Origin of the sequence: Streptomyces sp. NBC_01314 (genome assembly GCF_041435215.1) — a bacterium.
GTDB lineage: Bacteria > Actinomycetota > Actinomycetes > Streptomycetales > Streptomycetaceae > Streptomyces.
In genome coordinates this window covers 770,154-782,474 of record NZ_CP108394.1, presented here as the reverse complement: position 1 = coordinate 782,474, position 12,321 = coordinate 770,154, and the positions used below count along the sequence as shown (strand labels likewise).

Sequence of the window (12,321 nt, the reverse complement as noted above, 5' to 3'; positions counted from 1 at the left end):
TGTCGGGGCTTCGGGGAGCTGTCGGCATCGCCCTGCGTCGCGGCGACGACACACCGAGGTGACCCGCGGACCGCACGACCCGTGGCCGCGGCGTCGCACGAGCTGGGGTACCAGCTCGTAGCGCCCTACTCGATGGGGCGTGGGCCGGCCACCTCGTCGTAGTGCGTCTCGGCCGACGGGCCGAGGATCTCGTGGGCCTCCAGGAACATCTCGTGTGCTTCTCGGCCCACCCAGCCCGCGGGGAGGAGTTCGGTCGGCAGGTCCGGGTCGCGGAAGGGGAACTTGCGGTAGTCGTAGGTCAGCCGCATGCGCTCGACCAGGGCCTCCTCGGGGCTGAGGTGTCCGGCCCGGTACGACGCCATGCGGCCGCGGTAGGTGCGCAGCAGCTCCCGGTAGTCCTCGTTGAGGGCGGCGAGGTCCCAGCTGCGCGCCGCCATCTCACGGTCGACCGGCAGCCCGCCCGACTGGCAGCGCAGGGTGTCCAGGCGGATGGCCGGCTCGTCCGCGAACTTCTCCCGGACCTGCTGGAGCCGGTCGTGCGGGGAGACGTACGTCGACGGGGCCAGAGGGCCGAAGCCCAGCCAGGCGAGGTCCTTGCGGATGCGGTCGCGCACACCGCGCTCACTCTCGGGGACCGAGTAGATGACCATGTACCAGTGTCGGTCCCAGTCGGACGGTGTCCGGTCGAAGATGCGTGAGCGGCCCTCGTCGAGAAGCTGGAGACTGCGCCTGTTGAGCGCGTACAGCGTCTCCCTGCCCTCGCGCCGGACGTCGAACCAGCCCTCCTTGCGCAGGCGCGCGAGAGCCACCCGCACCGTGCTCTCGCCGACACCGAAGCAGCCCATCAGTGTGCTGATGGTGCGCAGCCGGGCGGCGCCGCCGCGGTAGCGGACGTAGTCACCGAACAGGTCGAAGACGATTGATCGAGGCTTCACGGAATCGACTATGTCATACGGACGGCCGTCGCAATGATGAGTCATCCGCTGGGCTGGACCCTTGTCTCCAGGGGCTTTCAGGCAAAGATCGATCTTGTCATTGCGCAACAAATTATTGACGGTCGTGTATCCATTGACACAAGATGCGTCCGGGCCTGAGTCTGGGCTTGTACTCGACGTGGAGGCAGAAGTCATGGTTACTCGGATCGCTTGCGTGGGAGGCGGGCCCGGTGGGCTGTTCTTCGGGGCGCTCATCAAGCAGGCGGACCCGTCGGTCGAGGTGACGGTCTTCGAGCGGAACCGCCCGGAGGACACCTTCGGCTTCGGTGTGGTGTTCTCGGACGCGACGCTGGCCGCCATCCACGCGGCGGATCCCGTGCTGCGCACCGCGCTCGCGGAGCACGGCCGCCACTGGGGCGACATCGAGGTGCGGCTGAAGGGGCAGCGGATCCGGTGCGGTGGCAACGGCATGGCCGCCATCACCCGCAAGGCTCTGCTCACGCTGCTGCACCGGCGGGCCGAGGAGGTCGGCGTCGAGCTCCGGTTCAGCCATGAGGTTCCCGCGGACCCCGCGCAACTGGCCGACTACGACCTGATCGTGGCCGCCGACGGGGCGAACTCCCGGTTCCGCGACCGTCTCGCCGATGTGCTCGTGCCGGAGGTGGAGGTCGCGACGGCCAAGTTCATCTGGTTCGGCACGAACTACCTCTTCGACGGCCTGACCTTCGTGCACGAGCACGGCCCGCACGGCACCTTCGCCGTGCACGGCTACCCGATCAGCGACAGCGTCAGCACCTTCATCGTCGAGACCGACGAGAAGTCCTGGCGGCGGGCAGGGCTCGACGAGTTCGACACCGCGCAACCGCCCGGCCCGAGCGACGAGAAGACCAAGCAGTACCTGGAGAAGCTCTTCGCCGAGCAGATCGACGGGCACGAACTCCTGGTCAACAATTCCCGCTGGGGCAACTTCCGCACCCAGCGCACCCAGCGCTGGCACAGCGGCAACGTCGTCCTGCTCGGCGACGCCGCGCACACCGCGCACTTCTCCGTCGGCTCCGGCACCAAGATGGCCATGGAGGACGCGATCGCCCTCGCCGACAGCCTCCTCGCCCACCGTGACGACCTCGCGAGCGCCCTGAACGCGTACGAGGCGGCACGGCAGCCCTCAGTGGCGAAGATCCAGGGCGCGGCCCGGCCGAGCCTGTCGTGGTGGGAGCACTTCGGGCGCTACCACCACGCGTTCGAACCGACGCAGTTCGCCTTCCACTTCATCTCCCGCAGCATCGGCAAGGAACGGATCGCGCGCCGCGACCCTGAGTTCGTCGAACAGGCCCTACAGGGCTGGCGCGCGGCGCACGAAGGACTGGATCCCCTGGACACGCCGTTCCGGGAGTTCAGCGGACGGTGGCTGACCGCGGCGGAGCTCGCGGCGTTGCGTTCCGAGAGGTGCCTGTGGCTCCCCGCACCGGAGGACGAGGCTCAACTAGCGGAGATGTACGACGAGTTGGCCGACGCCCTGAGTGGCGACCTGCCTCCGGATCTGGTCGCCGTGCACGGCGGAACCCCGCTCACCCGGTCGCTGCTCGCCGAACAGGTCCGGCTGGAGCACGGTGTACCCGCACTGATCGTCGAGGACACGATGGATGACGACCGGGCCGAGACGCTGCTGCTGTCCGGGCGCGCCGACCTGGTGGCGGGGGAGCAGGCATGAGCACGAACCTGACGCCGATGTTCGCGCCCGAGGGTGTGGTGGTGATCGGCGCCTCACGGCAGAGCGGCAAGCTGGGCGCCGCCATGGCCCGTTCGCTGGCCCGCTTCCCCGGAGCCCGTGCCCTGGTCAACGCGCGGCGCCCGGAGCCCGACGAGGGTGTGTACGCCTCGGTCGCGGAAGCCGCCGCGCACACCGACGGACGGCTCGACCTGGCCGTACTCTGCGTACCCGCGGCCGGCTGCGCCCAGGCACTGGCCGAGGCCGCCGCCGCGGGCTGCCGTGCCGCGCTCGTCTGCGCCGGCGGTTTCGGCGAGGCGGGCCCGGAGGGCGAGCAGCACGCGGAGGACCTGCGCCGCGTCGCCCAGGACACGGGGATCCGCCTGCTCGGTCCCAACACCTCCGGCTTCTTCGCCCCCCACCTCCAACTGACGGCCAGCTTCGTGCCCGCGGCCGGGCAGCTGCCGCCCGGGGACATCGCGGTCGTCGCGGCCAGCGGCGGCGTCAACCACGCGCTCTCCTTCGACCTGGTAGCCGCCGGGAACGGCATCAGCCTCGGCGTCGGTATCGGGGCAGGCCTCGACGTCACCGCCGCGGACGTCCTGGAACACCTCGTGGGGGACGGCCGTACGACAGCCGTCGCACTGCACCTGGAGACGGTTCCGGACGGGCCACGGCTGGTCGACGCCGTACGCCTGGTGGCCCTGGCCAAGCCGGTCGTGGCGCTGGTCGTCGGCCGCAGCGACGTCGGTGACTTCGCCCGCTCGCACACCGGCGCGCTCGCCACCTCCTGGCGGACCACACGTGCCGCGCTGCGGCAGGCCGGGGCGGTGGTCGTCGACGACGAACGGGAGATGGTCGACGCGCTCACCGCGCTGTCGCGTGTCCAGCTGCGGCCGCATCCGGACCCTGGGCTCGCGATCGTGACCGCCCAGGCCGGGCCGGGGCTGCTGCTCGCGGACCGGGCGGGCACCGACGGAGTCCGGATGCCGGAGCTGGCCGCGAGCACACAGCGCACGCTCGGCGAGCTGCTGCCCCCGCTCACCTACCAGCGCAACCCCGTCGACACCGGTCGGCCAGGCGAGACCTTCGCCCGTGTCCTCGACGCCACGGCCGCGGATCCGGCGGTGGACCTGCTCGCCGTCTACGCCCTGACCGAGCCCGACAGCGTCGACCTCGCCTCGGCCGCGCAGGACGCCGGCCTCGGCTCCCGGTCCCCGGCCGTGGTGGCCGTCGGCGGCCTGCCCGAGGACGTCGCCGAGCAGCGGGCACGGCTGCACAAGGCGGGGATTCCGGCGCTGACCGGACCGGCATCGGCCGCCAATGCCGTACGGGCACTGGTGACGCATGCCCGTCAGCGGGCCGTGCGCGCCGACGCGCCCTCGCGGGAGACGGCCGCCTCCTTGCCCGCCGGCCCCCTGGACGAGGACGCGGCGAAGTCCTGCCTCACAGGGCTCGGCATCCGCACCCCCGACCGCGTCGCCTGCGACACCCGCGCCCACGCCCACTACGCCCTGCGCCTGCTGGGCGGACCCGTAGCGGTCAAGGTGCTCGACGCCGCGATCCTCCACAAGACGGAGATCGGCGGAGTCCACCTGGGCGTCCGCACCCCCGACGAACTCGACGCGGCGCTGGACGCCATCGGCCCCGACCACCGCTACCTGGTGGAGGCGATGGCCCCGGCCGGCGTCGACCTCGTGCTCGGCGTACGACGGGACCCCGTGTTCGGGCCGGTCGTGCTCGCCGGGCTGGGGGGCACGGCCGCCGAGGCGCTCGCCGACGTGGCGATCCGGCTCGCCCCGCTCTCCGCGGCCGAGGCCTCCGGGATGCCCGACGACCTGGCCGCGCGCGCCCTGCTCGACGGCTGGCGCGGCGGGCCGGTGCTCGACCGGGCCGAGTTCGGGCGGGTCGTGTCGGCACTCGCCGCCGCCCTGGCCGCGAGTCCGCACACCGCCGAGATCGAGATCAACCCCCTGCGCCTCACCGCCGACGGGCTGATCGCCCTGGACGCCGTGATCGTGCACACGGCCGACCGCACCTGAGGAGAACGATCATGCCAAGGCCGAGCAGCAACGGCGCTGTCCCCTGGCCCGCGGAATACGCCGAGCGCTACACCGCGAAGGGCTACTGGGAAGGTCACGCCATCGGCGACCGGCTCCACGCCGCCGCCGACGCCGCCCCCGGCGCGGTCGCGCTCGTCGACGGCGAGCGGCGGCTGACATACCGTCAACTCACCGAACGGGCGGACGCCGTGGCCCTCCGCCTGGCCGCCCTCGGGCTCCGCCCGGACGACCGGCTCGTGGTGCAACTCCCCAACACCGCCGAGTTCGTGATCCTCACCTACGCCTGTCTGCGTCTCGGCGTCATCCCGGTGATGGCACTGCCCGGGCACCGCAGACACGAGATCGGTTACCTCGTCGAGCACAGCGAGGCCGTGGCCATCGCGGTGCCGGACGTCCTCAAGGACCACGACCACCAGTCGATGGCCTTCGAGGTCGCCGACGACTCGCCCACCCTTCGGCACATCCTCGTACTCGGCGACAAACCCGACGACGACGCCGTGGACCTGCGGGAGTTGTGCGCCGCGCCCGGCACGCCCGAGGACCGGGCCGCCGTGGACGCGTACCGGCCCGACAGCCGCTCGATCGCCGTCTTCCTGCTCTCCGGCGGGACCACCGGGCTGCCCAAGCTCATCGCCCGCACGCACGACGACTACGTCTACAACGCCCGTCGCAGCGCCGAGGTCTGTGCGTTCGGCGCCGACACGGTCTACCTCGCCGCGCTGCCCCTCGGGCACAACTTCCCGCTCGCCTGTCCGGGCCTGCTGGGCGTACTGCTGAACGGCGGCCGGGTGGTGCTGGGCTCCCCCAACCCGGAGAAGGCGTTCCCGCTGATCGAGCAGGAGAGCGTCACCGCTTCGGCCCTGGTTCCGGCCATCGCCCAGCGCTGGCTCGACCACCACCGCGAACAACCCGGAACCGACCTGAGCTCACTGCGTCTGCTGCAGGTCGGCGGCTCCCGGCTCGCCGATCACGTGGCCCGCCGGGTGCGTCCCGAACTGGGCTGCACACTCCAGCAGGTGTTCGGGATGGCCGAGGGGCTGCTCAACTACACGCGCCCGGAGGACCCCGAGGACGTCATCTGTACGACGCAGGGGCGCCCCATGTGCGAGGACGACGAGATCCTCGTCGTCGACGAACTGGGCGACCCCGTCCCCGACGGGACCCCGGGCGTGCTGCTCACCCGAGGGCCGTACACCCCGCGCGGCTACTACCGCGCCGAGGAACAGAACGCCCGCGCGTTCACCGAGGACGGCTGGTACCGCACCGGTGACATCGTGCGGCTGCTGCCCGACGGCAACCTGGTCGTCGAGGGCCGCGACAAGGACATGATCATCCGAGGCGGGGAGAACATCTCCGCCGAGGAGATCGAGAACTTCGCCTACCAGACCCCCGGCATCGCCCGCGCCGCCGCGGTGGCGATGCCCGACGACCGGCTCGGCGAGCGGGTCTGCCTCTACGTCGTACCGGAACCCGGCCACACGGTGACCCTCGGCGACGTCCACCACCTCATGGAGCGCGCCGGTGTCGCGCGCTTCAAGTTCCCGGACCGGTTGGTGACGGTCCCCGAACTCGCCGCGACCAAGGTCGGAAAGATCGACAAGAAGGCGCTGCGTGCCGACATCACGCGCCGGCTCGACGCCGAAGGAAGCCCCGATGACCAGTGACACCGTCGGCACCGCGCCCGTCATAGCCCCGGAGGAGACGGACCCCGAACTCCGGAAGCTGTACGACGGATTCGCGGCGGCCGGGCTCATCCCGCTGTGGACCGAGATCGGCACCCTCATGCCGATGACCCCGCAGCCCGAAGCGGTCCCGCACGTCTGGCAGTGGGACACCCTGCTGCCGCTCGCCCGCCGGTCCGGAGACCTGGTGCCGGTCGGGCGCGGCGGTGAGCGCCGCGCCATCGCCCTCGCCAACCCCGGCCTGCCCGGACGGCCGTACGCGACTCCCAATCTCTGGGCGGCGATTCAGTATCTGGGCCCGCGCGAGGTCGCCCCCGCGCACCGCCACTCGCAGGGCGCGTTCCGGTTCATCCTGGAGGGTGAGGGCGTGTGGACGGTCGTCAACGGCGACGCCGTGGAGATGCGGCCCGGGGACCTGCTGCTCACCCCGTCGATGCACTGGCACGGCCACCATCACGTCGGCGACGCGCCGATGGTCTGGCTCGACGGCCTCGACATCCCGCTCGTACATCGCCTGGACGCCGGGTTCTTCGAGTTCGGCGAGGACGGGGTGTCCGACCGCTCGACCCCGACCCGGTCGCGCAACGAGCGGCTGTGGGGCCACCCCGGGCTGCGCCCGATCGCGGCCGAGGACAGCCCCGACTCCCCGCTCATGGCCTACCGCTGGGCCGACACCGACGACGCGCTCACCGCCCAGCTGGAGCTGGCGGACGAAGGACACCCCGGCGTCATCGAGCCCGGCCACGCCGGCATCCGCTTCACCAACCCCGCCACCGGCCGCGACGCCCTGGCCAGTCTGCGCACCGAGATGCACCGCCTGCGCCCGCGCTCGGCCACCGCCACCCGCCGCACGGTGGGCTCCTCGGTCTGGCAGGTCTTCCGCGGCAGCGGCACCGTCACCCTCGACGACCGCGTGATCGAGGTGACCGCCGGCGACCTGATCGCCGTCCCCTCCTGGTGCGCGCTCAGCATCGCCGCCCACACGCAGCTCGACCTGTTCACCTTCAGCGACACGCCCCTCTACGAAGCGCTCAACCTCGCCCGCACCGAAACGACCGAGAAGCCGCAAGCGGCTGGGAACACCGGGAGCACCCGCGCATGAAGCTCGCCACCATCCGCACCGCCACCGGCACGGCGGCCGTCCGCCTCGACGGCGCCAGAGCCGTGGAGACCGGCGCCCCCGACGTCGCCGCCCTGCTGCGCCGCCCCGACTGGCGCGCTCACGCGGCCGCCGCCGACGGCCCGGCGCACGACACGGCCGCACTCGACCTCGCTCCCGTCGTCACCACCCCGGCCAAGATCTTCTGCGTGGGCCACAACTACCGCGGCCACATCGCGGAGATGGGCCGGGAGATGCCGTCGTACCCGGCCCTCTTCGGCAAGTTCGCCAACGTCCTGCTCGGCGCCCGCGACGACATCGTTCACCCGGGCGAGACGGAGGAGCTGGACTGGGAGGCCGAACTCGGCTTCGTCATCGGCTCCCGGCTGCGCCGTCGGGCCACCAAGGAGGAGGCTGCGGCCGCGATCGCCGGCTACACCGTCGTCAACGACATCTCCATGCGGGACTGGCAGTGGCGTACCCCGCAGTGGTTGCAGGGCAAGGCGTGGGAGGCCAGCACCCCGGCCGGCCCCTGGCTGGTGACGGGGGACGAGATCGACGACGCGGCCGACCTGGAGATCCGCCTTGAGGTGGACGGCGAGGTCATGCAGCGCTCGCGCACGTCCGACCTGCTCTTCACCCCGGCGGACATCGCCGCGTACCTCAGCACGTTCACGACACTGGAGCCGGGCGACCTCGTCCTCACCGGTACACCGGGCGGGGTCGGCGCGGCCCGCGATCCCAAGGTGTTCCTGAAACCCGGTCAGCTCGTACGGACCGTGGTGGAGGGCATCGGGGAGTGCGTCAACACGGTCGTCGAGGACAAACCGTGACCGATCCCGCCTCCGCCTCCGCCCCCGTTCCCGTTTCCGTCCCCGTCGTCAGGTCTCTGTCCTGGGTCGAGGCGGGGCAGCTCGCACTGCAGCAAGCGGTCGACGCGCTGCCCGCCGACGCGGTGACCGAACCGTCCGCCCTCCCCGGCTGGACCCGCGGCCACCTCCTCACCCACCTCGCCCGCAACGCCGACGCCCTGGTCAACCTGCTGACCTGGGCCGGGACCGGGATCCGTACACCCATGTACGCCTCGCCGGACCAACGCGCCACGGACATCGAGGCGGGCGCCGGACGGTCCCTGGTGGACCAGCGGGACGACGTACGGGAGTCCGCCGCCCGCTTCCGGAGGGCCGCCGAGTCGTTGTCGGACGAGGCCTGGTCGGCCACGGTCCTCAGCGGGTTGGGCCGCGCGATCCCGGCGTCGGAAGTGCCGTGGCTGCGGGCCCGCGAAGTGTGGATCCACCTGGTCGATCTGCACGTCGGTATCGGCGTGGACGCGCTGCCGCCCGACTTCGCCTGGGCCCTCGTACGCGATGTGGCCGGGTGGATGTCGGCCCGCCTCGGCCCGGGCACCGGTGCCGAACTGTCGGCGGACGGCCACGACAGCGTCGTCCTCGGCACGCCCGCCCCCGGCACCACGGTCGGCGGACCGCCGTACGCCGTCGCCGCTTGGCTCACCGGCCGGAGCGGAACCCAAGAACTGCACGTCACTGGTGAACTGCCGGCAATCCCAAGCTGGTTGTGAGCCGACTGTGTCCCATCGAGTAAATCCATCGATCAAAGGAGATCGACATGAGCGAGACCTTCGTCCTGGTGACCGGAGCCTGTCACGGCGGATGGGCCTGGCGCCCGGTCGCGAACGAGCTGAGAGCCGCCGGCCACCAGGTGCACACCCCCACCCTGGCCGGGCTGGGCGCTGACGACGACCCGCGCGGCGTGACCCTCACCGACTGTGTGAACAGCCTCGTGGACTACGTCGAACGCGCCGGGCTGACCGACATCACCCTGCTCGGCCACAGCTGGGGCGGATACGTCCTGACCGGCGCGGCGCCGAAGCTCGCGGCCCGGATACGGCGCCTGGTCTTCTGGAACGCGTTCGTCCCGAACGACGGCGAGTCCCTGATCGACGCGTGCCCGCCGCACTACGGCGAGATGTTCCACGCCGTGGCGGCCGCCTCCGGCAACGACACCGTGACGTTCCCCTTCGAGGTCTTCCAGCAGGCGTTCATGCAGGACGCCAGTGAGGAGACCCAGCGTCTGATCCACTCCCTGCTCGTCCCGCAGCCCCTGGGCACCTTCACCGAGAAGCCGGACACGACGGCGTTCGCCGCACTCGACATCCCCACCGCCTACATTCTGGCCACCGAAGACCTCGCCCTTCCCGGCGAGTGGGCCTGGGCCGACCGCTTCCTGCCGCGGCTCAAGAACCCGCTGGTCATCGAGACCCCGGGCAGCCACGAGGCACTCTTCACCCGCCCCGCCGAACTGGCTGACGCGTTCGTCCGGGCCTGCGCGGTGTAGACGCGGTGCGGAACGGCCGCTTTCGCGTCACACGCGGAGAAGGGAAGGGCAGCTGACCAGCGCTGGGCAAGGTCGGCTGCCCTTCGCGTGCTGTCAACCGGCCCCCGCACGCCGACGGGACAGGTGGTGGACCGCTGCGGTGTGGACGAGGCAGCCCGCCGCCGCACCGACCGCGTACCAGAACAGGTCGGGTGGGTTGAAGGTGGAACCGAGCACGAGGCGGGCGGCGGCGCTGCGTTGGGCGAGCTCCGCCGTCACCTCGCTGAGTTGCAGGAACTCGACCCCCCAACTGACGGCCAGTGCGCTTACGGCGGCCGTCAGGGGCGTTACTCGTGGCGCCACCACCAGCACGAGGGTGAGAATCAGGACCGTGTACAGCGCGTCCCCGCCGTACTTGGCCAGGCTTCCCGCGGCCACCGCCCGGAGTCCCAGCCCCGCGCCGACGGTCACCACCGCGGCCCCGGCCGCCACCAGACGGATCCGTGCCGGTTCGACGGCGCGGTCATGGGTTCCGGGTATGAGAGACACAGGGGCATACTGCCGGACGTCCGGTGTCCGCGGCGGAACACACCGCGGGCCGGACAGGAACATTCGGACGTCGCCCGTTGGTTCGGTATGGGCGCAGACGGTGGCGAAGCCGTTGGTGACGGCCGCGCGAAGCCGAGACCGGTGACCTCTCCTCCCTTACGCAGTACGAGTGAATAGACCCCTGGTTCAGTTCGGGGCAGGTGGCGCGTCTTCTACGGTTTCTGAATGATCCGAGGGCTGAGGGAAGGCCCTGCGGGCGGGGGACCGGTGGAAAGGCGCGCCTGATGTCGGGGTTGGGGAAGTCGCCGGACGTGCTCAGCGCCCGGGTGGGTCGCTTGCATCGAAACGGCCTGTGGGCCTGGTGCGCGGTGGGCGTGGCCTGTCTCGTGGGAACAGCGCTGACTTTCAGCGGGCCGTGGGCGGCCGGGAGCACGGCGGCGCGGATGGTGGCTTCCGGGCCGTCCACCGGTTGCTGGGCGTTGGCGGCCTCCCTGGTGCTCCGTGCGTGGGGGGCGAGCGGGCGGGTGCGGACGCGCCTGCTGCTGTTGGGGGGTTCGGCGGCAGCCGGGGGCGTGTACCGGGGGGCGGTCAGCGTGCTGTCGGCTCCCCCTCCGGGATCGGGACAGGACGAGCGATCGCTGCTCGGTTCGGTGTTGGTCACCGGAGTGACGCTGGCGGTCGGCCTGGGCATGGCCGGTCTGGTGGTCGCGGCCGACGCCGGCACAGGCCGGCGGGTGTTGCTGCGGCGTGTGCTTGACGGGGTCGTCACAGCCGGAGCCGTGTTCATGACGGGATGGGTACTGCTGCGGGGGCCGAGTGACGGCTGGCGGCTGGGGACGGGGATGGTCGGTGTCCTGTGGACCTCGGAGGTCGTGTTCCTCAGCTTTCTGTTCGCCCTGTGCCGTCTCGTACGGAGCGACCGGAGAGTCACCTTGTGGGTGGGGATCGGCGGGCTGTCCCTCATGCTGATCGGCGACACCCTGCGACTGTGGACGGTCGGCCCGTACAGCCCCGGGACGATGTCCTGTCAGCTGGTCGACACCTGCAATACCGTGGGCCTTCTGGTGCTCGCTGTCGGCCCTTGGGTGCCCGGCGGGGCGAGCGTCCTGGGCGCTGCTCAGCCGACGTTGCGATGGGGGATAGAGGGTGCGGCGGCCTTCATTCCCCTGACGGTCTGCACGGTCACGGCGCTGGGATATGTGGTGGCTCCTCCTGCCCGTGACCCGGTGCCGCTGTTGGTCGGTGCGCTGGCGCTGCTGAGCCTCTGGGCACGCCAGACGTTCCTGCCGAGCGAGAACACCAGAAACGACGAGTGAGCTGAACCGACACCGACCGTGTGCCCCGTTGAGGATCGGCATGTAGCGCGGAATGTGGCCGCACTCGACGTCGCCGATGCTCGGCACGTTGAGGGAGCCGAGCGCGTCGAGGACCGCCTCATGGTGGTGGCTGAGGTAGCTCTGACCCGGTGCGCTGGTCCGACCCACGAGGATCGTGTTCACCCGGTCGAAGAATCCGGCGATCCGCGTGTATGTGGAGTGTTCGGCAGATCGTGAAGACGCCCTGTCGGCATCCTCCACGTAAGAGGATCCGGCGATCAGGCGATCCGGGGACTCCTCGCGGGCGCACGCGGTGACATCGAGGTCATCCGGCCCCGCGAGGTTGCACATCGCCTCGATGCAGCCCCCGATCAGCCTTTCCTCGGCCTGCATGTCACCGATGCCGTCGAGCGGGTCCGGGTCCACGTGCTGGTAGTCAGGTCGGCTCCGCCTCGCGCGGCCGAGCAGCGGAATCAGGCCAATCGCGGTCTCTCCGCTCCACGGCGGGGCCGGTCAGCATCGCCATCAGTTCCCGCGCGCGGTCGGCGGCTGGGGGCATCTACGCGCTCCGAGCCGCCCATGCGCTCGCCGATGACGACCTCGTACCCACGTGCCCGTACGTCACGGGCAGCGAC

The 12,321-nt window shown here is 71.3% G+C and carries 10 protein-coding genes and 1 pseudogene; 8 read left to right on the top strand and 3 right to left on the bottom strand.

Going from position 1 to position 12,321, the window contains the following annotated elements; all coding sequences use genetic code 11:
• Nucleotides 1–125 precede the first annotated feature (125 nt).
• On the bottom strand, nt 126–935 hold the full coding sequence (locus OG622_RS03625; RefSeq protein WP_371573210.1) for a PaaX family transcriptional regulator C-terminal domain-containing protein: 810 nt from the start codon (nt 933–935) through the stop codon (nt 126–128).
• Nucleotides 936–1,149: 214 nt separating this feature from the next.
• On the opposite strand from OG622_RS03625, the gene OG622_RS03620 reads away from it, so the two are divergent.
• From OG622_RS03620 to OG622_RS03590, 7 genes are read left to right on the top strand one after another with little or no spacing between them, the layout of a single operon-like run.
• Nucleotides 1,150–2,646: an FAD-dependent monooxygenase gene (locus OG622_RS03620; protein ID WP_371573208.1), complete on the top strand. Its 1,497-nt coding sequence runs from the start codon at nt 1,150–1,152 to the stop codon at nt 2,644–2,646.
• Entirely contained in the window at nt 2,643–4,685 is a 2,043-nt protein-coding gene (locus OG622_RS03615) for an acetate--CoA ligase family protein (RefSeq protein WP_371573206.1), read from the top strand. The genes OG622_RS03620 and OG622_RS03615 overlap by 4 nt, the downstream gene beginning before the upstream one ends.
• An 11-nt stretch (nt 4,686–4,696) precedes the next feature.
• A complete protein-coding gene (locus OG622_RS03610; protein ID WP_371573204.1) occupies nt 4,697–6,370 on the top strand; it encodes a (2,3-dihydroxybenzoyl)adenylate synthase in 1,674 nt (557 codons plus the stop codon).
• Nucleotides 6,360–7,490, top strand: a complete 1,131-nt coding sequence (locus tag OG622_RS03605) for a cupin domain-containing protein (protein ID WP_371573202.1) — start codon at nt 6,360–6,362, stop codon at nt 7,488–7,490. Before OG622_RS03610 ends, OG622_RS03605 begins: the two co-directional genes overlap by 11 nt.
• The gene (locus OG622_RS03600; RefSeq protein ID WP_371573200.1) at nt 7,487–8,320 is read left to right on the top strand and encodes a fumarylacetoacetate hydrolase family protein; all 834 of its coding nucleotides are present in this window, start codon (nt 7,487–7,489) and stop codon (nt 8,318–8,320) included. The genes OG622_RS03605 and OG622_RS03600 overlap by 4 nt, the downstream gene beginning before the upstream one ends.
• Nucleotides 8,317–9,066 carry a maleylpyruvate isomerase family mycothiol-dependent enzyme gene (locus OG622_RS03595; protein WP_371573198.1) on the top strand — a complete coding sequence of 250 codons (750 nt, stop codon included), beginning with the start codon at nt 8,317–8,319 and terminating at the stop codon, nt 9,064–9,066. Before OG622_RS03600 ends, OG622_RS03595 begins: the two co-directional genes overlap by 4 nt.
• Before the next feature lie 47 nt (nt 9,067–9,113).
• Nucleotides 9,114–9,842 (top strand): alpha/beta fold hydrolase, encoded by a 729-nt coding sequence (locus tag OG622_RS03590; RefSeq protein ID WP_371573196.1) that lies wholly within the window; start codon nt 9,114–9,116, stop codon nt 9,840–9,842.
• Between the two features lie 93 nt (nt 9,843–9,935).
• Here the strand turns inward: OG622_RS03590 and OG622_RS03585 are convergent, their stop codons facing one another.
• On the bottom strand, nt 9,936–10,370 hold the full coding sequence (locus OG622_RS03585; protein ID WP_371573194.1) for a DUF2809 domain-containing protein: 435 nt from the start codon (nt 10,368–10,370) through the stop codon (nt 9,936–9,938).
• A gap of 443 nt (nt 10,371–10,813) precedes the next feature.
• Here OG622_RS03585 and OG622_RS03580 point away from each other — a divergent pair, with 443 nt between their 5' ends.
• On the top strand, nt 10,814–11,686 hold the full coding sequence (locus OG622_RS03580; RefSeq protein ID WP_371573193.1) for a hypothetical protein: 873 nt from the start codon (nt 10,814–10,816) through the stop codon (nt 11,684–11,686).
• A 78-nt stretch (nt 11,687–11,764) separates the two neighbouring features.
• On the opposite strand, the pseudogene OG622_RS03575 reads toward OG622_RS03580, so the two are convergent.
• Nucleotides 11,765–12,037, bottom strand: a pseudogene (locus tag OG622_RS03575) (LD-carboxypeptidase); the annotation flags it as partial.
• Nucleotides 12,038–12,321 lie beyond the last annotated feature (284 nt).

Bases quoted from the DNA above. Each gene is read 5' to 3' on its own strand.
- OG622_RS03590 (WP_371573196.1), top strand. From the start codon at position 9,114: ATGAGCGAGACCTTCGTCCTGGTGACCGGAGCCTGTCACGGCGGATGG.
- OG622_RS03600 (WP_371573200.1), top strand. From the start codon at position 7,487: ATGAAGCTCGCCACCATCCGCACCGCCACCGGCACGGCGGCCGTCCGC.
- OG622_RS03580 (WP_371573193.1), top strand. From the start codon at position 10,814: ATGGTGGCTTCCGGGCCGTCCACCGGTTGCTGGGCGTTGGCGGCCTCC.
- OG622_RS03610 (WP_371573204.1), top strand. From the start codon at position 4,697: ATGCCAAGGCCGAGCAGCAACGGCGCTGTCCCCTGGCCCGCGGAATAC.
- OG622_RS03615 (WP_371573206.1), top strand. From the start codon at position 2,643: ATGAGCACGAACCTGACGCCGATGTTCGCGCCCGAGGGTGTGGTGGTG.
- OG622_RS03605 (WP_371573202.1), top strand. From the start codon at position 6,360: ATGACCAGTGACACCGTCGGCACCGCGCCCGTCATAGCCCCGGAGGAG.